Annotated in this window: 24 protein-coding genes and 1 tRNA gene; 6 read left to right on the top strand and 19 right to left on the bottom strand. The window is 63.9% G+C overall.

Annotated features, from left to right (window positions below):
* Nucleotides 1-98 precede the first annotated feature (98 nt).
* Together OE856_RS02915 and OE856_RS02910 are read right to left on the bottom strand one after the other, a co-directional pair.
* Nucleotides 99-350, bottom strand: coding sequence for a hypothetical protein (locus tag OE856_RS02915; protein WP_263714542.1), 252 nt, complete (start codon nucleotides 348-350; stop codon nucleotides 99-101).
* Nucleotides 351-560: 210 nt separating this feature from the next.
* On the bottom strand, nucleotides 561-1,199 hold the full coding sequence (locus OE856_RS02910) for a hypothetical protein (protein WP_263714541.1): 639 nt from the start codon (nucleotides 1,197-1,199) through the stop codon (nucleotides 561-563).
* Between the two features lie 285 nt (nucleotides 1,200-1,484).
* Here OE856_RS02910 and rpsF point away from each other — a divergent pair, with 285 nt between their 5' ends.
* Genes rpsF through rplI form a run of 3 tightly spaced genes read left to right on the top strand, consistent with a single transcriptional unit; the run spans nucleotide 1,485 to nucleotide 2,696 of the window.
* On the top strand, nucleotides 1,485-1,838 hold the full coding sequence (gene rpsF, locus OE856_RS02905; protein ID WP_166499574.1) for a 30S ribosomal protein S6: 354 nt from the start codon (nucleotides 1,485-1,487) through the stop codon (nucleotides 1,836-1,838).
* A gap of 28 nt (nucleotides 1,839-1,866) precedes the next feature.
* On the top strand, nucleotides 1,867-2,094 hold the full coding sequence (gene rpsR, locus OE856_RS02900; protein ID WP_263714540.1) for a 30S ribosomal protein S18: 228 nt from the start codon (nucleotides 1,867-1,869) through the stop codon (nucleotides 2,092-2,094).
* An 11-nt stretch (nucleotides 2,095-2,105) separates the two neighbouring features.
* Nucleotides 2,106-2,696: a 50S ribosomal protein L9 gene (rplI, locus tag OE856_RS02895; protein WP_263714539.1), complete on the top strand. Its 591-nt coding sequence runs from the start codon at nucleotides 2,106-2,108 to the stop codon at nucleotides 2,694-2,696.
* A gap of 60 nt (nucleotides 2,697-2,756) precedes the next feature.
* Here rplI and OE856_RS02890 read toward each other — a convergent pair whose 3' ends face one another.
* The 5 genes from OE856_RS02890 to OE856_RS02870 all read right to left on the bottom strand — a co-directional run bounded on the left by OE856_RS02890 (nucleotide 2,757) and on the right by OE856_RS02870 (nucleotide 6,591).
* A complete protein-coding gene (locus OE856_RS02890; protein WP_263714538.1) occupies nucleotides 2,757-3,323 on the bottom strand; it encodes a hypothetical protein in 567 nt (188 codons plus the stop codon).
* Between the two features lie 166 nt (nucleotides 3,324-3,489).
* Nucleotides 3,490-4,824 carry a trigger factor gene (tig, locus tag OE856_RS02885; protein ID WP_263714537.1) on the bottom strand — a complete coding sequence of 445 codons (1,335 nt, stop codon included), beginning with the start codon at nucleotides 4,822-4,824 and terminating at the stop codon, nucleotides 3,490-3,492.
* A gap of 205 nt (nucleotides 4,825-5,029) precedes the next feature.
* On the bottom strand, nucleotides 5,030-5,566 hold the full coding sequence (locus tag OE856_RS02880; protein WP_263714536.1) for a redoxin domain-containing protein: 537 nt from the start codon (nucleotides 5,564-5,566) through the stop codon (nucleotides 5,030-5,032).
* Entirely contained in the window at nucleotides 5,566-5,796 is a 231-nt protein-coding gene (locus OE856_RS02875) for a hexameric tyrosine-coordinated heme protein (protein WP_263714535.1), read from the bottom strand. Before OE856_RS02875 ends, OE856_RS02880 begins: the two co-directional genes overlap by 1 nt.
* Before the next feature lie 45 nt (nucleotides 5,797-5,841).
* A complete protein-coding gene (locus OE856_RS02870; RefSeq protein WP_263714534.1) occupies nucleotides 5,842-6,591 on the bottom strand; it encodes a hypothetical protein in 750 nt (249 codons plus the stop codon).
* 84 nt (nucleotides 6,592-6,675) lie between these two features.
* Between OE856_RS02870 and OE856_RS02865 the strand changes: the two genes are divergently transcribed.
* Nucleotides 6,676-7,218 carry a MarR family winged helix-turn-helix transcriptional regulator gene (locus tag OE856_RS02865; protein WP_263714533.1) on the top strand — a complete coding sequence of 181 codons (543 nt, stop codon included), beginning with the start codon at nucleotides 6,676-6,678 and terminating at the stop codon, nucleotides 7,216-7,218.
* Between the two features lie 38 nt (nucleotides 7,219-7,256).
* Here OE856_RS02865 and OE856_RS02860 read toward each other — a convergent pair whose 3' ends face one another.
* The 12 genes from OE856_RS02860 to OE856_RS02805 all read right to left on the bottom strand — a co-directional run bounded on the left by OE856_RS02860 (nucleotide 7,257) and on the right by OE856_RS02805 (nucleotide 19,911).
* Nucleotides 7,257-9,350, bottom strand: coding sequence for a DEAD/DEAH box helicase (locus OE856_RS02860; protein ID WP_263714532.1), 2,094 nt, complete (start codon nucleotides 9,348-9,350; stop codon nucleotides 7,257-7,259).
* 486 nt (nucleotides 9,351-9,836) lie between these two features.
* Nucleotides 9,837-9,926: transfer RNA gene (locus OE856_RS02855), tRNA-Ser, on the bottom strand.
* Nucleotides 9,927-9,985: 59 nt separating this feature from the next.
* On the bottom strand, nucleotides 9,986-11,017 hold the full coding sequence (locus OE856_RS02850) for a cysteine synthase A (RefSeq protein WP_263714531.1): 1,032 nt from the start codon (nucleotides 11,015-11,017) through the stop codon (nucleotides 9,986-9,988).
* A gap of 51 nt (nucleotides 11,018-11,068) precedes the next feature.
* The gene (locus OE856_RS02845) at nucleotides 11,069-12,160 is read right to left on the bottom strand and encodes an NUDIX domain-containing protein (RefSeq protein ID WP_263714530.1); all 1,092 of its coding nucleotides are present in this window, start codon (nucleotides 12,158-12,160) and stop codon (nucleotides 11,069-11,071) included.
* Between the two features lie 4 nt (nucleotides 12,161-12,164).
* Complete coding sequence (locus OE856_RS02840) at nucleotides 12,165-12,608, bottom strand: TrgA family protein (RefSeq protein WP_263714529.1); 444 nt, start codon at nucleotides 12,606-12,608, stop codon at nucleotides 12,165-12,167.
* Between the two features lie 82 nt (nucleotides 12,609-12,690).
* Nucleotides 12,691-14,097: a cryptochrome/photolyase family protein gene (locus OE856_RS02835; protein WP_263714528.1), complete on the bottom strand. Its 1,407-nt coding sequence runs from the start codon at nucleotides 14,095-14,097 to the stop codon at nucleotides 12,691-12,693.
* Between the two features lie 60 nt (nucleotides 14,098-14,157).
* Complete coding sequence (locus tag OE856_RS02830; protein WP_263714527.1) at nucleotides 14,158-15,795, bottom strand: BCCT family transporter; 1,638 nt, start codon at nucleotides 15,793-15,795, stop codon at nucleotides 14,158-14,160.
* A gap of 43 nt (nucleotides 15,796-15,838) precedes the next feature.
* Complete coding sequence (locus tag OE856_RS02825; protein ID WP_263714526.1) at nucleotides 15,839-16,261, bottom strand: universal stress protein; 423 nt, start codon at nucleotides 16,259-16,261, stop codon at nucleotides 15,839-15,841.
* A gap of 200 nt (nucleotides 16,262-16,461) precedes the next feature.
* Entirely contained in the window at nucleotides 16,462-17,454 is a 993-nt protein-coding gene (locus tag OE856_RS02820; protein WP_263714525.1) for an MDR family oxidoreductase, read from the bottom strand.
* Nucleotides 17,455-17,471: 17 nt separating this feature from the next.
* The gene (locus OE856_RS02815) at nucleotides 17,472-18,338 is read right to left on the bottom strand and encodes an alpha/beta fold hydrolase (protein ID WP_263714524.1); all 867 of its coding nucleotides are present in this window, start codon (nucleotides 18,336-18,338) and stop codon (nucleotides 17,472-17,474) included.
* A gap of 163 nt (nucleotides 18,339-18,501) precedes the next feature.
* Entirely contained in the window at nucleotides 18,502-19,125 is a 624-nt protein-coding gene (locus OE856_RS02810; RefSeq protein WP_263714523.1) for a DUF1326 domain-containing protein, read from the bottom strand.
* Between the two features lie 15 nt (nucleotides 19,126-19,140).
* The gene (locus tag OE856_RS02805; protein WP_263714522.1) at nucleotides 19,141-19,911 is read right to left on the bottom strand and encodes a DUF2182 domain-containing protein; all 771 of its coding nucleotides are present in this window, start codon (nucleotides 19,909-19,911) and stop codon (nucleotides 19,141-19,143) included.
* 95 nt (nucleotides 19,912-20,006) lie between these two features.
* Between OE856_RS02805 and OE856_RS02800 the strand changes: the two genes are divergently transcribed.
* Nucleotides 20,007-20,747: a FadR/GntR family transcriptional regulator gene (locus OE856_RS02800; RefSeq protein WP_263714521.1), complete on the top strand. Its 741-nt coding sequence runs from the start codon at nucleotides 20,007-20,009 to the stop codon at nucleotides 20,745-20,747.
* 96 nt (nucleotides 20,748-20,843) lie between these two features.
* The gene (locus tag OE856_RS02795) at nucleotides 20,844-21,890 is read left to right on the top strand and encodes an ABC transporter substrate-binding protein (protein WP_263714520.1); all 1,047 of its coding nucleotides are present in this window, start codon (nucleotides 20,844-20,846) and stop codon (nucleotides 21,888-21,890) included.
* The last annotated feature ends 81 nt before the right edge of the window (nucleotides 21,891-21,971 follow it).

The raw sequence follows: 21,971 nt of genomic DNA, 5'->3' as shown, positions 1-21,971 counted from the left end.
TTTCTTGGCAAAGGGTCTAATGGGTCGGAACTTTATTCACAAGAGAAAGGCGCGCCCGGCGAACCGGCGCACGCGTCAGAGGCCCTGCGCAGGCGCTCTTAGTTCGACCCCGAGTTCCCGCCCAGGCTGGTGGCCTCTTCGCCACGCGGCTTGCCAAAGGCATCGACGGTGATCCCGCTCAGCTCGCGGCTGATCGAACTGCCTTGGCGGCTGGCGCCGGTCGACACGGTCATGACCATGGCGAAACCCAGCCCCACGACTGCCGCAGCCAAAACGACAAAATCGCTGGTGGTTGCCCCGTCTTCGGAGAAGAGAAAGCGCTTCGCCCACGCGGCAGCTTTCCTGTGCATTTGCTCATCCTCGGTATCTGCGGAGACCTTACCGACCTCTCTAAGATGCATACTAATAGATGATGACGACAAGATCACGTCACGATTTGCAAGATTTCGGGATTAGCCCATCCCTGAGTCTTCACCGCAACACGTAAGCACGTGGATTGCCCGCCCCGCCAGGCAGGGCAGGCAATCACGAGGGAAACACAATCGGTACAGTCTGTCAGATCAAGCCGTGCGGCCAGCCGGCAGCAGGCGACGACCCACCAGCTCCCACCCGTCCGAGGCGGCCTCGGAGGGTTTCATCTCGTTGATCAGGCGCTGATGCAGCAGGCGCAGGGTGTTCTCGCGGCCAGATGCCAGGTGCAGCACCTTCTTGCCATCGCGCATCCGCACAAAGAGCTGCGACAGATCGCCGGCACCTTCGACCCGCTTGATATAGGCGCTGGCCACATCGGCAAAGGGCACCACGCGCTGCGGACGGAACTTGCCCTTGCGGTTCACAACCCCCTGGCGCAGCTCGCCCTTGTGAATGTCGACATGAATTTCCTGCCCCATGCCGCGATCCGAGATCCACAGGAACATCAGCGCCGGCATGGCCATACCCATGCTGGACATGATGCGGAATTCGGTCGAGTCCATGCTGACCCCGGCCGCCGCCGGCGGGAACAGCCATTGCAGCGCCGCTGCGGTCAGGCAAGCCAGACCCGCAGCCGCACAAACGCGCTCGATCAGCGCGGCGCGGTTGCTCCACTGCGTATCGGAGCGGATGATATAGCCCCAGTTCGTCTCACACAAACTAACCCAAGGCCCCGACGATTTGGCCCCCGAGGCACCAAAGTTGCTGAAATCCGATTGCGCGTTCATGGCGCCTCTCCTCAACTGGTTTCCTTAACCCTGTTGGCCAAAAGTGTTAAAAATAAGACAACCGCGGCCCCATTTCGCGGCAGGGTTGTGGGCCCCGGACCCCCAGGGCACCAAACGCCCGGACAGGGTGAAAACCGCGCCCTGCCCCCTTGCATCACACGCCCCCCTATGTATAACGGCGCATCCTTCCGCGCAGGACTTGAACCCGGCGCAGTCTCTCGTGAGTGGCAGCGGAAGGTTCGAGCCACTCTATGAAATGCGCCCGTGAACAGAACTGGAGCACACATGCCGCTTTACGAGCATGTCTTCATCTCGCGTCAGGACCTTTCCAACGCGCAGGCCGAAAGCCTTGTCGAACATTTCTCCACCGTACTGGCTGACAACGGCGGCAAAGTCGTCGACAGCGAATACTGGGGCGTCAAGACGATGGCCTACAAGATCAACAAGAACCGCAAGGGCCACTATGCCTTCCTGCGCACCGACGCCCCCGCCGGCGCCGTGCAGGAAATGGAACGCCTGATGCGCCTGCATGACGACGTGATGCGCGTTCTGACCATCAAGGTCGACGAGCACGCCGAAGGCCCGTCGGTGCAGATGCAAAAGCGCGACGAGCGCGACAACCGCCGCGAACGCCGCTAAGCGCAGCATTAGGAAAGGATCATAAGATATGGCCGCTAAACCGTTTTTCCGTCGCCGCAAGGTGTGCCCTTTCTCGGGTGAGAACTCGCCCAAGATCGACTACAAAGACACCCGCCTGCTGCAGCGCTACATTTCCGAGCGTGGCAAGATCGTGCCGTCGCGCATCACCGCCGTCTCGGCCAAGAAGCAGCGTGAACTGGCCCGTGCCATCAAACGCGCCCGCTTCCTTGCCCTGCTGCCCTACGCCGTGAAGTAAGGAGAGACCTGATGCAAGTTATCCTTCTCGAACGCGTTGCCAAACTGGGTCAGATGGGCGACGTCGTCGCCGTCAAGGACGGCTACGCCCGCAACTTCCTGCTGCCGCAAGGCAAGGCCCTGCGCGCCTCGAACGCCAACATCGCGTCGTTCGAAGCCCAGAAAGCCCAGCTGGAAGCCCGCAACCTGGAAACCAAGAAAGAGGCCGACGCCCTGGGTGAAAAGCTGGATGGCCAGCAGTTCATCGTGATTCGCTCGGCATCGGATTCGGGCGCGCTCTACGGCTCGGTCACCCCGCGTGACGCCGCCGAGGCCGCAACCGCCGCCGGTTTCTCGGTCGACAAGAAACAGGTTTCGCTCACCGCTCCGATCAAGGAACTGGGCCTGCATGACCTCACCGTCACGCTGCACCCCGAGGTTGCGGTGACCATCCAGATCAACGTCGCCCGTTCCGACGAAGAGGCCCAGCTGCAAGCTTCGGGCAAATCGATCCAGGAACTGGCTGCCGAGGCCGAGGCCGAAGCCGAATTCGAGATCGCCGAGCTGTTCGACGAAATCGGTGCGGCCACCTCGGACGACGAAGGCATCGACGAGGAAGCCTGATCGTCAACCGATCTGCAAGACAACACGGGCCGCATCACCTGATGCGGCCCGTTTTTCTTGTCAGCCCTTGTGATGCTCGCAGGTGACATTCGGGTTGAACGGCATCAGCGTCCCCGCCGGGTTGTCACGATAAAGCCAGACATGCTGATCGAAATGCGGCATGAACCCATGCGCCTCGTCGCCGGGCGTGGCGGGGTCATCGGTCATGTGATCCCAGGACCGGCCGTTCAGCATCGGCGGCCCGTCATGCCCTGCCCCCTTCCAGGCGGCTTCGAACACCAGGTTCTCGATCCCGACCAGTTCCATCGACCCATCGGCCTGCGGCTCGTAAAGCAGGATCGCCGGCTGCATGAAATCGGTATGGGTGCTGCCGCCGTCGACGCGGCCCTCGGGCGGGGCCAGCTGCAACAGGTCGGGGCGCAGATAGTGAATGCCCATGCCCCCCCAGTCGGCCGGCAGGCCCTCCATCGCGGCCGTTACGCACATGCCGGACGGGTCCGGAATGTACCCCTCGGCCAGCGCGACATTGACATCCATGTATTTCTCGTTGGCGGCTCGCAGGGAGTCGAGGTCGTAATCCTCGGCCAGTGCGGGCAGGCTCGTGGCCACAAAGACAGCCAAACTCATACGCACAATCCCGTTGATAGTCATGTGAGTATCCTCCCTTGGCGCGCGCGGCCCGTGCCGGCGCGCCACAGCCATCCTGCGCCCCTGCCCGAGTCGACGCAACAGCGCCCTCGAAAACAAAAAAGCCGCCCGAAGGCGGCTTTTCGTCGGTCCGATGTGAAACCGATTATTCTTCTTCCAGCTTATCGATCGCTTTCTGCAGGTCGTCTTTCGAGACTTCTTTCTCGCTGACTTCGGCCTGGGCGAACAGCAGGTCGACAACCTTGTCTTCGAACAGCGGCGCGCGCAGCTGCTGCTGCATCTGCTGGTTCTGCTGGACGAACTCAAAGAAAGCGCGTTCCTGGCCCGGATACTGACGAGCCTGGTTCAGGATCGCCTGGGTCATCTCGGCATCCGACACCTCGACCTCGGCCTTGCGGCCGATCTCGGCCAGCAGCAGGCCCAGGCGCACGCGGCGGGCGGCCAGCTTGTTGTGCTCGTCGGTGGGCTCGATCGCGCCGTGGTTATGATCGTGCACATCGGGGTTTTCCTCGTGCCACAGCTGATGCGCGATCTGCTTGGCCTCGGCGTCCAGCAGGGTGGCGGGCAGCTCGAACGACACCATGCCGTCCAGCGCGTCCAGCAGCGCACGCTTCATGACCGCGCGCGAGGCGCCGCCGAATTCGGCTTCCAGACGCTCGGCAACCTGGCCCTTCAGGGCGTCCAGGCTCTCGGCGCCGAACTGCTTGGCCAGCTCGTCGTCGATCTCGGCGGGCTTGGGTTCCTTGACCGCCTTGACGGTGCATTCGAACACGGCGTCCTTGCCGGCCAGGTTCTCTGCACCGTATTCGGCCGGGAACGACACCTTGACCTCAACCTCTTCGCCGGCCTTGGCGCCGACCAGCTGATCCTCGAAACCGGGGATGAAGCTGTTCGAACCCAGAACCAGCGGGTAATCTTCGGCCGAGCCGCCATCAAAGGCCTCGCCGTCGACCTTGCCGACGAAATCGATCACGACCTGATCGCCGTCCTTGGCCTTGCTGCCCTTGCGGCGGTCAGCAAAGTTCTGGGCGGTGCCGGCCAGGTTTTCCAGGGCTTCCTGGATATCGGCATCGGCGGCCTTGACCACCAGCTTGTCCAGCTTGACGCCCGACAGGTCGACCTCGGGGATCTCGGGCAGCGCTTCGTAGGTCATCGAGACAACCACGTCGTCGCCCTCTTTCCAGTCTTCGCCGCCTTCCATTTTCACTTCGGGCTGCAGCGCCGGACGATCGCCCGATTTCTCAAAGTGCTCGTTCATCGCACCGTCGATGGCTTCCTGCATGGCTTCGCCCAGCAGACGCTGGCCGAACTGCTTTTTCAGCAGCGCCATCGGCACCTTGCCCTTGCGAAAGCCCTTCATCTCGATTTCGGGCTGCGCCTCGGTCAGCTTTTCATTCACCTTGGCGTCCAGTTCGGCCGCGGCAACGGTGATCTGATAGCCGCGCTTCAGACCTTCGTTCAGGGTTTCGGTAACCTGCATTTCGTCCTCATCCATAGCATAAGAGCCGCAGTACCGGCCGCGGCGGGATTAATCAGTCGCCCTTCTAGTTTTGGCACCACCCCGATGCAAGTGGCGATCGCGCCAAAGGGGCAGATTCAGGCGATAAACCGGGGCTTTCGGCAAAATAGAGGACAGGATCATGCCAATGGGCGCCATGGCGTCTTTGGCAGGCGCGCCCGGATCGTCAGATGACGCAGCCGTCCTCGTCGCATCCGGCGGCACCCGTTCCGGTGGCCGACGCGGCCTGCGGCGGGGCCTCACAGATCACCGACGCGATCTCGGCCCCCAGGCGCAACGCGCTGACCTGCCCGAAATGATGCGCCGCCAGCCCCCCGTTCCGGTCAACCACCAGCAACGACGGCGTGCCACGTAAGCCATAACGCTCCATCGTGAGGGGCAGATCGCCCTTGCCGGGCGTATCCACCCCCACCGGAAACGTGATGCGATATTCGTGCAGGAAGGCCTGCAATGACACAGGCGTCATCGCGGCGTGATGCTCGAACACCGTATGCAGACCGATCACGGCCACATCCTCTTTGGAAAAGACATCATGCACCTGCTGCGCCAGCGGCAGCCCATGCGATACGCAGCCGGGGCACAGCATCTGAAAGGCCTCGATCACCACGACCTTGCCGCGCAGATCCGCCAGAGACAGCGGCCCTAGCGTATTGAACCATTGATCCACCGACCAATCGGGCAGTTCCGGGCGAGTGGCGGTCATCAATCCCTCCAATAATTATTCGCAGCGGCGATGGTCTGAAAATGCGTCGCCACGACCGACGACACCGCGATCAGCGCATCGGCATCCTTTTCATAGACAGCGCGCAAGGTCTCGCGCACGGATGCGTCGGGCTGGGTCATCTTCACCGCAACCCGAGACAGCTTGACGGCCAGTTCATAGCCTTCTTGCGGGGTTACGGTACGCAGGGTGGGCAGCCAGGTGTCGGTCATGTCAGTCTCCGGTAAAGGGCCGTGCCCGGTGGGCACGGCGAAAGGTCAGTTGATCTTGCCAGGCAGTGTAAGGTCACCCGAGGCAATGTCGAACACATCCGTCACGCATAGCAGCGGTGCATGAATGTTTTCATTCACCCGCAAGGCCGATGTCACCCCGTCATAGGCCGCGCCCGCCACCGCATCCGGGTCGGCAAAAGGCACCGTCAGCGCAATCTCGGGGCCGTCGAACTGCGGCGTATGGCCCGGGCTGTCGATAAAGATCGGCAGGCCCGGCCAGGTCGCCGGCATCGCGGGCGTTGTGCCCTCGGGGATGTCGCGCACCCCCAGCGCTCCGGCGCCGCAGGCCTCGGTCGGGGTCAGCACAACCCAGTGGCTGTGCCACAGCAAGCCGTCATTGCCCGGATCGCCATCGTTGTTTTCGTCATAAAGCGGGGTGTCGTCGAAATCGGGATGGCTGGTGGCCGCAAGCGCCAGGATGCCCGTCCCCCCTTCGAACCCGACAACCGACGGGTCAAGCGAGGTCGGCCAGACATAGGACAGAACCGGTGCACCCGCCAGGGCGCCCACCGGCTCGGGCTGGGTGGCGCCCGCAACGCCATTGAGCGTCATGTGGAACGTCACCTGCGCGCCGTCGCGGTGAACATGGGCCGCCAGAATGTCAAACGACGCCACCCGCGCCTCATCGGCCGCCGAAACGATGGCGCCCGGCTGGTTGATGGCATGATTTTCGGCCGCATAGGCGCCACCCGTCAGCACCACCGCAAGGGCGCTTGGCAAAATGAAATGTTTCATGGGGTTCTCCTCTATCTAATATCGACTCGATACCATTTGATCGACAGTCTTGCAATATTGATTTTGACTCGATATTAAATAGCCATGGATACGACCGCTCAAATTCGCGCCCTGATCAATCGGCTGGCCCGCCTGGATGCCGCCGAAACCTGGGAGATCGACCTGAACCCGGCCCAGATCGCGGCGCTTGATTACCTGGCCCGCGCCAACCGGTTCTCGCGCGCACCCTCGCATGTGGCCGAATATCTCGGCACCACGCGCGGAACCATGTCGCAGACGCTGAAATCGCTTGTACGCAAAGGTTATGTGACCGAGCACCGCTCGCAGATCGACAAACGCTCGATCAGCTATGACCTGACGCCCGAAGGCCTGGCCCTGACCAGCCGCCAGACCGCCTTTGCCGAGGCGATCACGTCTATCCCGCCCCGCGATCAAGAGCAGCTGCGCACCGGGCTGTCCGCCCTGCTGGCCAGCCGGCTAAAGGCGAATGGCGGCCGCGCCTTCGGCATCTGCAAAGACTGCGCCTATCACCGCACTGACGCAACCGGCGCCTACTGCACGCTTTTGTCCGTGCCCCTGTCGCCGCAAGACACAACCCAGATCTGCCACGAACAGGTGGCGGCCTAGGCCAGTTATGGCGACGGGCAGGCCCGGTGGGCCCGCCGTCAGCGCCGCCTCGGAGGCTCGCCCCCTCCGCGCCCCGGATGCGGCTTTCCCGGGCCGCTCTTACGGCCATCCGTCTTTGATTTGCGCGGCTTGGCAACCGCACCCGTTGGGGTAACCCGTTTCGAGCTATCCAGGGCATGAGCCCGCCGGGGCGCCGCAGGCTTGCCACCGGGTTTACGCGCACCGGTCGTGGCGGGCGCGGCCCGCTTGTCCTTTTGGGTCGCAGCTTTGGGGCCGGGCTTGCCGGAGGGCGATCCCGGCGCTTTCTCGGGCGACTTGCGATGCGGTTTCGGCGCAGGTTTCTGTCCGACGGGCGGTTTGGCCTTGGGCGTCGCGTGTTCCTCGCCTCTGGATTTGCGGTAGGGTTTCACCACACCTTCCGCGATTGCCTCTTCCATCTTGCTCGGCCGCTTCGGCGCCCGGTCGCGCGGCTTGGCCCGGGGTCCGTCTTTTGCCGGACCCTTCGCGTACTCGGGCTTGCGCGGCTTTGGCTCATGCTTGCGGGGCGCCGGTCCCAGATCAGGGGCCGCGTCGAGCTGCCGAACCTTCACACCCTCTTCAAGTTCAGCCCCCTCACCGATAGCCTGAAGGAACCCCCCGACACTGTCCTTTGCCAGTTCAACAAAGCTCTCGGATTGCCGGATGCGGATCGCCCCGATCGCACCTTTTTCAAGATTTCCGGCGCGGCACAACAGCGGCAAAAGCCAGCGCGGATCGGCGCGGTCGTCATGACCGACCGACAGCGAAAACCACTCGCTTGGGCCAAAGGGCTTGCGCTCTTTGCGCGCGGGCGGGGCGTCGGGCGCAGCCAGGTCTTCCGGCGCGGACTGGCGGGCGCGGTACATGGCGATATAGGCAGCGGCGATCTGCTCGGGGCTGTGCAGCGCCAGAAGCTTGGCCGCGAATTCTTCCTGCTCGGGCGTCGGCTTTTCGCTCCAGACGGGATCGGCCAGCAGGCGTTCCTCATCCTTGCGCAAAACGTCGTCGGCCGAGGGCGGAACCATCCACTCGGCCTCGATCTTGGCGAATTTAAGCAGGCGCTCGGCCTTTTTCGCAATCTTCGGCGGCACGATCAGGGCGGAAATGCCCTTGCGCCCTGCCCTGCCCGTCCGGCCCGACCGGTGCAGCAACCCTTCGGCGTTAGACGGCAGCTCGGCATGGATCACCAGGTCAAGGTTCGGCAGGTCGATCCCGCGGGCCGCGACATCCGTAGCCACGCAGACCCGCGCCCGGCCATCTCGCATCGCCTGCAACGCATGGGTCCGCTCGGTCTGGCTCAGCTCGCCCGACAAGGCCACGACAGGAAAGGCGCGGTTCGACAGCCGCGCGGTCAGCCGGTTCACCGCTGCGCGTGTGTTGGTGAAAACGATCGCATTCTGCGCGTCATGATAGCGCAGCACGTTGATGATCGCGTTTTCGATATCCTGTTGGGCAACCCGCAAGACCTGATAGCTGATGTCGGCGTGCTGGTCCTGGCCGGTCAGCGTTGTCACGCGAACGGCGTCACGCTGGAATTGCTGCGCCAGCTTGGCGATCATCGGCGGCACGGTCGCCGAAAACATCAAGGTCCGCCGGTCGTCGGGCGCTTCGCTCAGCAGAAACTCGAGATCCTCGCGAAACCCCAGATCCAGCATCTCGTCTGCCTCGTCCAGAACGACCACGCGCAGACTGCTCATATCCAGAGAGCCGCGCTGGATATGGTCGCGCAGACGACCGGGCGTGCCGACCACGATATGCGCGCCCCGGTCCAGAGCGCGGCGTTCATCGCGAATGTCCATACCGCCGATACAGGTCGTCACACGGGCGCCGGCCTTGGCATACAGCCATTGGATTTCACGCATCACCTGGAACGCCAGCTCGCGCGTGGGCGCCACGATCAACGCCAGCGGCGCAGCGGCAAAACCCAGAACCTCGGCATCGCCCAGCAACGTCGGCGCGATCGCCAACCCAAAGCCCACGGTCTTGCCCGAGCCGGTCTGCGCCGAAACCAGCAGGTCGGAGTCGTGCAGTTCGGGGTCACAGACAGCCTCTTGCACGGCGGTCAGAGTGTCATAGCCACGCTCTTTGAGCGCATCGGATAGGGTCTGGATCATTCTGGATATTGTCTCAGTTCAAGAGGCGCCTGGGCGTGAGTGTCCTGCCACCGGGCAGAAACAAGCCTCGCCCCATAAACCTTTGCGGTCAGGCTGTATACCTCGAAATGGTTTTCGGTGGGGGTGTCAGGCTGGCAAACCAAGCTTTCCAGCTTTGGATCATTGCCGATGTTCGGCAGGATGGTGATCTGCCCCGCCAAAGACCCTTCGGCCAGACAGTGCCGATAAGCGCCGTGAATACGGTCACACCCGGAAACCCGACATGGCCACTTTCTGGGGACCAGGCTGGCGAGCGCACGACGATTTAAGCCGCTTCACTCGCTTTCATCGCTGAGCCCCATCGACAAAGCTGTGGCTCCTCAAGGTGTGTCGGCCCAGCGTGTGGTGAACTACGGCCGTCTCTCAGACAGATGGCATAGCCCAAGCGCCCGGGAAAAGGGGAGAAAACAGGGAAAGAAAGACTGTGCTGACAGAGATAGGGCAGGATGGCGGAGAGACAGGGATTCGAACCCTGGAGACGGTTTCCCGCCTACACACTTTCCAGGCGTGCGCCTTCGACCACTCGGCCACCTCTCCGGTCTGCCCGCTTTAGCGTGGATCGCGGGCCCTGTGCAAGGGGCCAGCGCGGGGCAGGATCAGTTTTCGTAGACTTCCGGCAACGCACGCGGCGCGTCGGCCAGCCAGGCCGGCACGGGCAGCTCTTTTTCGCGCAGGAATGCGGGGTTGAACAGTTTCGACTGATAGCGCGTGCCATAGTCGCACAGCACCGTCACGATCGTATGCCCCGGGCCCATCTCACGCGCCATGCGCATCGCGCCGGCGATGTTGATGCCGGACGAGCCGCCCAGGCACAGGCCTTCTTGCGCGGCCAGATCGAACAGCACCGGCAGCGCCTCTGCATCGGGGATGTTGTAGGACATGTCGGGGGTAAAGCCCTCGAGGTTGGCGGTGATCCGCCCCTGCCCAATGCCTTCGGTGATCGAGCTGCCCTCGGCCGCATGTTCGCCGGTGGTGTAATAGCTGTGCAGCGTGGCGCCATCGGGATCGGCCAGGCCGATCTTGACGCCCTTGGGCTGTAGCGCCATGCCAACACCGGCCAGCGTGCCACCCGAACCAACCGCGCAGATAAAGCCGTCAACCTTGCCGCCGGTCTGCTCCCAGATCTCGGGGCCGGTGGTTTCCACATGAGCCTGCCGGTTGGCCACATTGTCGAACTGGTTGGCCCAGATCGCGCCGTTGGGCTCGGTCTTGGCCAGTTCCTCGGCCAGACGGCCGGAATAGCGCACATAGTTGTTGGGGTTGCGATAGGGGTTCGCGGGCACCTGCACCAGCTCGGCCCCGGCCAGGCGGATCATGTCCTTCTTTTCCTGGCTCTGGGTCTCGGGGATGACGATCACGGTGCGAAAGCCCATCGAGGCGCCGACCAGCGCCAGGCCGATGCCAGTATTGCCGGCCGTGCCCTCGACGATGGTGCCACCGGGGCGCAGCAGGCCCTTTTCTACCGCATCGCGGATAATATACAGCGCGGCGCGGTCCTTGACCGACTGGCCGGGGTTCATGAACTCGCATTTGCCCAGGATGGTGCAGCCGGTAGCCTCGGACGGGCCGTTCAGCTTGACCAGGGGGGTGTTGCCGATCAGATCGGCCAGGTCGCTGCGCATGTTCATGGTTTCCCTCCGCTCTTTGCTGTCCCTGACTATCCGGCGATCCGGCGGAACTCAAGCACCCGCGCGAAGGCTTTCGCGTTGTTGTGACAGCCAGTGCAGCGACAGGATCAGCGGCGCGTTCTCGATCTCGCCGCTTTCCAGCAGCGCGGCAACCGCGTCATAGGCGACCAGATGCGAGCGGATATCCTCGCCCTCGGCATCAAGCCCGGCAATCCCGGTGATGTCATCGGGCAGATCGGCGAGACCCAGATAGGCGTGCACATATTCGGTTTTCGCGCCCGGCGTGGGGTAATAGCGCCCCACCTTGATCAGGCGCGCCAGGGTCAGGCCCGCCTCTTCCTCGGCCTCACGGCGGGCGGTGATCTCGGGCGGCTCGCCCGGTTCACAGCGACCGGCGATGGCCTCCAGGCTCCAGCATTGGCGATCACCGCGCGCGAACGGCCCCATGCGAAACTGTTCGACCAGCAGCACCCGGTCGCGCACCGGGTCATAGGGCAGCACGGTCACCACATCCGTTGACAGGAACGCCGTGCGGCGGATCGGGCTGCTCATGCGGCCATCGAAACGGATGTGGCGCAGGGTGTAATCCTCGATGGAAAAGAACCCGGCATAGGGCTGATCCTGCGCGATCACCTCGACATCGGCCGCGCCCGCGTGACGGCGCAGCGTGGTGGGCCCGCCGTCACGCGCCATCACCCGCGAGGCCGCCGCCGACAGGATCGAAGGGTAACGCGCCATGGTCTGCTCTACGGGCCGCGCCGGATAGTGGCGCATCACCTCACCCGCCGCCAGCGCGGTGGTCTCGGCCCAGTTGGCGCGCCAGTGATCGGCATCCCAGGCCGCGCCCGCCACGACCGAAGCATCGGCCAGGTAGGTTTCCTGCCCCTGCCCCAGCGCCACCCGGTCAAAGCCATGGCCGCGCATGTAGTAATCAAGCCGGGCCAGCCCTTGCGCAGAAGGATCGCACCAGACAAGCCCGCATAGCGTCGCGGCCGCATCGGGCCACGGCATGGGCCACGGCCCGTTACCCGCCACGCGCAGCCCATAACCCCGCAGCGCCCCTGCACCCGTCTCGACCGGCCCGCCCACCACACGGGTCAGCAAATCGCCCCCGGCCAGAGGCCCCCAGAGAAACAGGTTCATGGCATCAGTTCCAGCGGTGGCTTGTCCACTCGGTGATCAGCGCCGCCAACGCCCCGCCCACCCCAAGGACGATCATCACCGGCCCGGAATCGACGATCAGCAGACCGTATTTCAGGATCAACTCGCCCAGACCAATCAGCGCGTCGCCGGGGCCGTCATAAAGCAGCTTCATCGCCTTCTTGATCATCTGGATGATGCCGTGGGTCAGCAGCAGGTAGAACAAGATGGTGCAGATCGCGCGAAACCCCGAAGTCAGGGCGCGGCTGTACCCTTGGCCCGCCAGCACACCCATTGACCGCCACGCGGCGATCCCGCCGATGACCGCGTTCATCTCGCGGAACCATTTGACCTTGGTGCCCTCGGGCAGTTCCATGATGTAGTAATCGGTCGCGATATAGGTCACGATCGCGAATGTCACAAAGGCAACAAGGCGGGCTGCTGTGGGCATGTCGGGGCCTGTAACTGCATTTTTTCTGCTTAACAGTTTCAGCAAGCAGGCCCGATTAGACAAGCCCCAATCCCGTCAACAATCAGGGTTTGAGGCCCTGATAGGCCTCTAACGCCCGATCGCGGCCCTGTTTCAACCCGATCAGCGGCTGCGGCGGGGCGTCATCGGGCGACAGGGCCCAGGCGCGCGGGATGGCGTCATAATAGCTGCGCGCCGCCGCGCCCTGCCCCAGCCAATGGTCACGATAGGCGCCGTCGGGGTCGAACTTCGCGGACTGGGTGTCGGGGTTGAACACCCGGAAATAGGGCGCGGCATCCGGCCCGCAACCCGCCACCCATTGCCATCCCATGGCATTGGCGGCCGGGTCCCAGTCGATCAGACAGTCAGCAAACCACCGCAGCCCCACCCGCCAGTCGGTCAGCAGGTGTTTCGTCAGGTAAGAGGCCACGATCATCCGCGCCCGGTTATGCATCGTGCCGGTCACGTACATCTGGCGCATGGCGGCATCGACCACGGCCACGCCGGTGCGGCCCTGTTTCCAGGCGATCACCTCGGGGCGGTCGGCGTCGGCGTTCCACGGAAAGGCATCCCAGCCCGCGCGCCAGTTCTCGGCGCCCAGATCGGGGCAATGATACATCAGGTGCCAGGCGAACTCGCGCCAGGTCAGTTCCTTGAGGAAATGTTCGGCCCCTGCGGCGCCCTCGGCGCGGGCGCGCTGGCCCGCGTGCCAGATGGTGCGCGGGCTGATCTCGCCATAGGTCAGGTTTTCCGACAGGCCCGATGTGGCCGGTTCGGCCAGCATGTCGCGCTGCAATTTATAGGTCTCGATCCGATGCGAAATGAACGCGCCCAGCCGCCCCTGCGCGGCCCGCTCGCCCACCACCACATAGGGCGCGACCACAGCCGCGCCCCGATCCATGGCCGCGCCCATCTGCCAGTCGCTTAGGTCATCACTGCGCGGCCAGTTTTGCGGGGCGGGGATAACGTCAGGGGCTATAAGGGGCACATCCACATCGCGCCCCCGCACCGCGTTCCAATAGGGGGTGTAGACCTTGTAATACCCGCCCTGCCCGGTCTGCACCGTCCAGGGCTCGAACAACAAGTTGCCTGCAAAACTGCGGGGCTCGACGCCCCTATCCATGAGGGCGGATTTAACGTCGGTGTCCCGTGCGATTGCATCCGCATCATAGGCGCGCAGCCAGTAAACCGCGCCCGCCCCTGTTTCGGCAATCAGATCGCGCAGCACCTCAACCGCGGGGCCGCGACGCAGGATCAGGTGGCTGCCCTTATCCGCCAGAACCCGCGCAAAATGATCCAGCGCCAGCCCCAACCGCCATTTCGGTGCGGCGGGCAGCGATTGCACCTGATCATCATGGACGAAAACCGGAATGACCGGCCGGCCCGTCCGGCAGGCGGCGGTCAGTGCCGGGTGGTCGCTTAGACGCAGGTCTCGGCGGAGCCACAAAATGATCGGGGTGGTGTCAGACATCCTCACCAGCGATCTAGGGGGATCTGCCGCAGGTCAAGCCCCGCGGCAGATCATTTTGGCTTAGCGCGGTTCCGACCGCAGGCCGCTATAGATCGCCCAGCACATCAACAACAGCACGACCGTGAACGGCAGACCGGTGGAAATCACCATCGCCTGCAACGCCCCCAAGCCGCCGCCGATCAGCAGCACGATCGCCACGGCGCCCTCAAACGTGCACCAGAACACCCGCTGCGGCACCGGCGCGTCGACCTTGCCGCCCGCCGTGATCGTGTCGATCACCAGCGAGCCCGAGTCCGACGAGGTGACGAAGAACACGATGACCAGGATGATCCCCAGCACCGAGGTGATCGACGACAGCGGCAGGCCCTCGAGCATCGCGAACAGCGACAGCGGCGGGTTGTAGCTGTCGATCACCTGCGCCTTGACCGCGCTGGTTTCGGGCGAGGACAGAACCTGGTCGATGGCCACGCCGCCGAACACCGCCATCCACAGCACGCAGACCAGCGACGGGATGATCAGCACGCAGGTCACGAATTCGCGCACCGTGCGGCCGCGGCTGACGCGGGCGATGAACATGCCCACAAACGGTGACCAGCTGATCCACCAGGCCCAGTAGAACGACGTCCAGCCCTGCATGTATCCGGTGTCTTCACGCCCGATCGGGTTCGACAGCGGAATGATCTCGGCCACATAGGTCGCGAGCCCCGCCCCGAAATCCGAAAAGATCAGCGCCGTCGGCCCGGCAATCAGCACGAACAGCAGCAACAGCGCCGCCAGCCCCATGTTGACTTCCGACAGGATCTTGACCCCGCCGTCCAGCCCGCGCAGTACCGAGATCAGCGCCACACCGGTAATGCCGGTGATCAGCAGAACCTGCGTCGTGATACCCACCGGCACGCCGAACACATGGTTCAGCCCCGCATTGGCCTGCTGCGCGCCGAACCCCAGCGAGGTGGCCAGGCCAAAGAGCGTGGCAAACACCGCCAGCGTGTCGATGATATGGCCCGTCCAGCCCCAGACGCGCTCGCCAAAAATCGGGTAGAAGGCCGAACGGATGGTCAGCGGCAGGCCCTTGTTGAACGAGAACAGCGCCAGCGCCAGCGCCACAACCGCATAGATCGCCCAGGGGTGCAGCCCCCAGTGATAGATCGTCGCGGCCAAGCCCATTCTCTTGGCGGCATCGACATTGGCGGCGATGATGCTGCCGTCCTCGGCAATGGGCGATGGCACGCCCAGGGGCTCGGATATGGCCATGTGATAGACCGGTTCCAGCACGCCAAAGAACATCAGCCCGATGCCCATGCCCGCCGCGAACAGCATCGCGAACCAGCCGATATAGCTATAGTCGGGCGTCGCATCCTTGCCGCCCAGCCGCACCTTGCCCACCGGCAGCACGATCAGCGCCAGGCAGAACAGCACAAAGATATTAGCCGCGCCCAGAAAGAACCAATCGAATGTCGATGTCAGCCAGGGCCGCATCTTGCCGAACAGATCGCCCGCCTGTTCGGGCAACGCCAGCGCGTAGAACACGAAGGCCATGATCGACAGGCCCGAGATCAGAAAGACCGGGTTGTGAATGTCAAAGCCGAAGGGCCCGACATTGCCTTCGACATTGTCCTGACCGATCTCATAGTCGGTCTCGATAAGCTCGGAATGCCCCTCTGGTTCGGGGATTCCCTGTGTTTGTTGTTCCGTCATAGTGGTGCTTTCCCTGTTTGTGGTTGCGGATGCGCGGGGGGCCTCAGCCCTCTTCGCGCACCACCATCACCGAGACTTTCGAATGCGAGGCCAGCTTGCCGCCATGCGAGGGGAACAGATATCCCGTCGCCCCCGGCACATGACTGGCCACGACGACCAGATCGGCCCCGATCTGGTGCCGCGCCTCTAACAGCGTGCCGTCAAGGTCGATCGCCGGGTCGGGTGTGACCATCGCGTGCGCCTCGGCCCGATGCCCGTGCTGTGCGGCCTGATCGGCAGCAAAGGCCGCCAGGGTCTGTGCGAATTCCTCGGGGGTATGGCCATGCGGCCCCGGTGTCGGAGCGGTGACCGCCACGTAGACAACCGCGATGTCGTAGTGACACGCCAGATCGGCCGCCACCCCCAGCGCGCGCCCCAGCCGGTCGACATGCGACAGATCGACCGGAGCCATGATTTTCGTGAACACCAAATGCCCTCCCTTATGTTTCGCGGGTCTGCGCAACCGCAAGGCGCAGGGCAGACCGCGCGTTCCGACGGGACGGGCGCAATGAAAAGGCCGCGACCCGTTTTCAGGGTAGCGGCCTCAGAATGCGCCGGGTTGCCACCAGCGCACACTTATGCGCCAAAAGCGACAAAGGCATGTCGCATTCGGCTATCTGCGTTTCGTCAGGCGTTCACGTCAACAACCACACGGCCCTTGATCTGCCCCTTGAGGATATCGGCCCCCAGGCCCGGCAAATCATTCAGCGTCGCGGGCTGGATCATCGCCTCGAGCTTGTCCAGCGGCAGATCGGCGGCCAGGCGCTTCCAGGCGCGCAGGCGGTTCTCAAACGGCTGCATGACGCTGTCGATGCCCAGCAGGTTGACCCCGCGCAGGATAAACGGCGTGATCAGCGCGCCGTCGATCGCGGCGCCACCGGCCAGACCGATCGCGGCAACCGAGGTGCCGTATTTCATCTGTTTCAGCACACGGCCCAGCATCGCGCCGGCAACCGCGTCGACACAGCCGGCCCAGCGCTCGCCTTCCAGCGGCTTGCGGGTGACCTCGGTCAGCTCTTCGCGCGCCACGATCTCGGTCGCGCCCAGAGATTTGAGGTAATCCGCCTGATCGGGACGACCGGTCACGGCGGCGACCTCATGGCCAAGGCTGGCCAGAACCGCAACGGCGACCGAGCCCACGCCACCGGCGGCGCCGGTGACCAGCACCGGGCCATCGCCGGGTTTCAGCCCGTGATCTTCCAGCGCCATGATCGCCAGCATCGCGGTCAGGCCCGCCGTGCCCACGGCCATGGCGGTGCGGGTGCTCATGCCCTCGGGTAGCGGCACCAGGAAATCGGCCGGCACGCGTGCCTTTTGCGCATAGCCGCCCCAGCGGTTTTCACCCACGCGCCAGCCGGTCAGAACGACCTTGTCGCCAGGCGAATAGCGCGGATCATCCGAGGTCTCGACCGTGCCGGCGAAATCGATGCCGGGCACATGCGGGTAGCTGCGCACAAGACCGCCACCGGGACCGATGCACAGGCCGTCCTTGTAGTTCACCGTGGAGTATTCGACCGCGACGGTCACGTTACCCTCGGGCAGCTCGCCGGTGTTGATCTGACGCACGGCGGCGCGGGTGCTGCCGTCTTCGTCCTTTTCCACGATCAGAGCGTTGAACATGATCTTCTCTTCCTTTCTTACGCCGACAGTCCGGCGCGTTGTGTCAACTCGTCCAGAAACCGGACGATCAATGGGTTAACCAGGTCCGGCCGCGTGACCGGACCCATGTGATCGGCCGAGGGCACGACATGCGTCACCGCCCCCGGAATGGTGTCAGACAACAGATCGGCGATGGCGCCGGTCGAGGGACGGGTCTCGGCACCCCTGAGCACCTGAACGGGCATCTCGAACCCGGCGCAATCGCCCAGCCGGAACTGCCCCGGCAGATCAGGCAACGTGCCCGCCCAGTCATCGGCCACCCGGCCAATGGTGCGGGCGATATAGTCGCGGCTGCGCGCATCCAGCGCATCGAACGTGCCCGTGCCGGCCCAGTGATCGACGAACGACCGGCCCGCCTGCTCGGGCTGCCCCAGCACCAGATAGCCATGCACCGCAGCCGAAACCATGTCGGCCTCGGCCGCAGCGGGATGACCATGCTGAGGCAACAGACCAAACAGAGCCGGTTCATACAGGGTCAGGCTGGCGATCCGCCCGGGCCAGCGGCAGGCGGAAAACACCGCCGCTGCACCGCCCAGCGAATGGCCGACCAGATGCACCTGTTCGCCATCGAACTCGTCAAGCAAGGCCTTGACCACCGCGGTATCGTGCTCGAACCACGGCCGCCCATCCCGCGTAAACGCCTCGCTGCGGCCATAGCCGTGCAGATCAGGCGCAACCACGCGATAGCGCGATCCAAGCTCTTGCAGCAGAGCCCGGTACTGGCCGCTATGGCTGGCCGAGCTGTGCAGACAGATCACCGGCGGCCCTTGCAGCCCCGCCCGGCGCAGCGCGATGCTTTTGTCTGCGATAGCGATGTGATCCACGTCGTTCTTTCCCGCTCTCATCCGCTTACCCTATTGGGGGTTTAAGCAGACTGTCACAGAATAAATTGTCTGACAAATGAAAGCTGGCCGATATGGGAGGCGGCCAGCTTTCACGCCGGCAAGCCGGCTCCGCAAGGATCGAACCCCTCGGATCCCCATCGATCCTTGCGGAAGAGATCCGGCCTTACTTGCCCGGACCTTTCCAGTCGATCTGGCAGATCTCGGCCGAACGGCCGTCGAAATCCCAGACCCGTCCGTATGCGCGCAGCTTGCCTTTCGACGCCGTCGCAACGGTGATATCGGGGCCCATCCAGTACTGGGTGTTGCTGATGACAATATCCTTGTCGCCATCCGCACCCGCGACCGGATAGATCGCGCCCTGAATCCGGCGCCCCACGGTGATGTGACGCGTCTTGCCCTCGGTTTCATAGGTGATGGGCTGACGCTCGGCGCCCAGGAACTCGCCGACCAGCAGCTGGAACAGGCCGGTCGTGCCCTTGGCGGCACCCGAAAAGACCGTGACCAGCGCGTCATAGGCCTCGTCGCTGGCGCGATCATCGATGAACAGCGCGACTTTCCAGTTGCCGCGACCCATATTGCCGGGGATCTCGATCATCAGGCCCAGGTTCAGGCCGGACAGGTCGATATCGCCATAGGCGCCCTGATCGATGCGCACGGCGCCCCAGGTCTGGCAATGGCCCTCGGTGGGCGGATGCGCTCCCAGGCTGACCACACAGGGACAAAACACCGTGCAGTTACAGTTCAGAAGCAGTTCTCCCTTAATGGTCCATGGAGTCATATCGCTCATGGTTTCTCCCTTTCCTTACAGGATTGGCACAAGCCCGGCGGCCCGTGCAGTGAAATAGACAGCACCGCACAGCAGCATCACACCCAGAGGGCGGGTGACATATGCGCCGATCTGCGGCAGCTTTTCGGTAATCATGATGATGGTCGCCAGGCCCATCCAAGCCAGGTTCATCGTGCCGCCGACAAAGCCCAGCAGCATCAGCGCCCAACAGCAGCCCAGGCAATAGGCGCCCAGCCGCAGGCCCAGCGCGACCGGGTTCCAGTTGCCCGGCTGCCAATACTGCATGAAAAAGCTGATCGGGCGGCGGCACTTGGACAGGCAGGCCTCTTTGAGGGTAGAGAACTGGTACCCGCCCGCCACCAGCAGCAGCAGCGCCGACATCACGTCGGACAGGCTGCGGCCCGCGGGCGAGACCAGCGCGCTCTGGGTCAGCGTCATCTGCGCCATGGCAGCAAGCGCCGAAAAGCCGAACCAGATCGCCAGATACCCCGCCATCAGCAGCACGGTCCGGCGTCCGCCGCCCGCGCCGGTCCAGGCCAGGTCTTCATAGGTGGCCAGCGCCGGCAACGCCGTGGGCAGCATCATCGCCGCCGACATCGCGACCCACATCAGGAAGAGTTTCGCCAGCCCGGCCCCGTCAGGCGTCACGATGCACAGCCCGGCCCAGAACTCGGCCCCGAATCGCGCACCCGCCCGTTGCAGATCGGCAGGCAGCGCCATCGCATAAAGCACAGCCCAGGCCACGAGGATCAGGCCGTAGGTGCCCAGCCAGTGCCCCCCGCGCATTGCCCGTATCCTGGAACCCACCTGCATGCTAAACCTCCCCTAGGATTCGAGGAATACAAATGTCAGACTTTTAAATGTCTGACAAATGAAAAGTTATGAAAACAGAACTCAGACAAGATCGCGACCTGTCGGCTCAGATTGCCGATGTGCTTAGAAATGCCATCATCGAAGGGCGTCTTTTGATCGACGAACGCCTGCCGTCCGAGGCCGAACTGGCTGATTCTTATGGTGTTTCCCGCCCGACAGTGCGCGAGGCGCTAAAACGGCTGGCCGCGCAAAGCCTGATCCGCACCCAGCGCGGCGCGTCCGGCGGCGCCTTTGTCAACCGCATCAGCTATGACGACGCCTATGGCCAGCAGGTCAGCACCGCGACCTTGCTGTTGTCGATGAACGAGGTCGATTTCGAAACCGCCTGCGACGCGCGATTCGCCCTGGAACGCAGCGCCGCCGCCCTGTCCTCGGAACGCCGCAGCGCCGATCACCTGGCCGCGATGCGGGCCGAAATTCACCGGCAGGCTCAGCCGGGCCTGAGCGACGAAAGCTTTTGCGCCTCGGACGTGGCCTTTCACCGGGCACTGGTGGACGGGGCCGGAAACCCGGTTCTGTCGTGGCACCTGGCCGGCGCGATCGAGGGCATGCAGCCCCTGATGAACATGATCACCTTCTCGGCGCGCGACCGGGCCCGGATCATCGATCTGCACGCCAAGCTGACCGACGCGCTCGAGGCCCGCAATGCCTCTGGGATCGAGACCGCGCTGGACGCGCTCTGCCAGGAAACCAAGCAGATGGCCGAGCAGGTCAAGGAAGCCCGTCAGCAACGCCCGGGAACCGCGTAATTTTCTGACCCAGCGTCATCATTTCCCCTCTTGTGAGCGCAACCGTCTGGCCCTAGCGTCTTGGTGCTTTAACCGCACCCCAAAGGAGGGATGTATATGACACTCACCAAGTCTCTGCTGGGCGGCATCGCTCTCAGCGCCCTGGCCACGGCCGCTTTCGCTGAAGACGGCGATCTGCTGGTTTTCGACTATTCCGGTTTTGAAGATCCGGCCTTCCACAGCACCTATGTCGCCAAGCACGGCGACAGCCCGCGCTTTGCGTTTTTCGGTGACGAGGAAGAAGCGTTTCAAAAGCTGCGCTCGGGGTTCAAGGCCGATGTCAGCCATGTCTGTGCGGGCTCGGTGACCAAATGGGTTGAATCGGGCATCCTGGAGCCCTGGGATACCGCCAAGATCACCGCGTTCAAGGATCTTAACGCCGATCTCGTGGGCACCGACGTGGCCGCGGCGGCGGCGGATGTCTACTTCATCCCCACCGATTTCGGCTCGACCGCGACGGCCTATAACACCAACGAGGTGCCGGCCGAGGACGTGGCCTCGCTGAATATCTACCTCAACCCGAAATACGAGGGCCGGCTGACCCTGCCCGACAACGTCGATGACGCCTATGCGCTGGCCTATCTGGCCACCGGCGTGACCAACTGGACCAACGCCACCGACGAGCAATTCGCCGCCGCATCCGACTGGCTGCGCCAGGTGCACCCGAACCTGCGCACCTACTGGACCGACCCGGCCGAACTGGCTCAGCTGTTGGCCACTGGCGAGGTTCTGGCCGGCTGGGCCTGGAACGAAACCCTGCCCACCATGGTCGAAGAAGGCTTCCCGATCGGCTTTCAGCGCGAAGCATCCGAGGGTTCGTCGCTGTGGCTGTGCGGCTATGTGAACCTCAAGGACAGCGACGGCGTGGAAGACAAGGCCTATGACTTCCTGAACGCCATGCTCGACCCCAGCTCGACCGAGGCCCTGCTGGATGCCGGTTACGGCCAGTCGAACGCCACCGCCATGGCCGCCTTTGGCGACGAGGCCCTGACCGCCGTCGGCCTTGGCCCGATCAGCGCGCCGGTTCTGGCCCAGCTGCCGATGAGCGGTGAGCTGCGTGAAAAGCAGTCGGCCGAGTTCGAAAAGATCAAGGCGGGCTTCTGAGGCCACGGCCTCTGACCAGCTGAACATGATGCCGCCCCTCAGCAATGACGGGGCGGTTTCTTTTGGCGGCACGCAAGGGGA

It is taken from the genome of Actibacterium sp. XHP0104 (genome assembly GCF_025751515.1).
Lineage (GTDB): Bacteria > Pseudomonadota > Alphaproteobacteria > Rhodobacterales > Rhodobacteraceae > Actibacterium_D.
The sequence above is the reverse complement of the archived record's forward strand: the minus strand, read 5'-3'. Positions and strand labels throughout refer to the sequence as shown.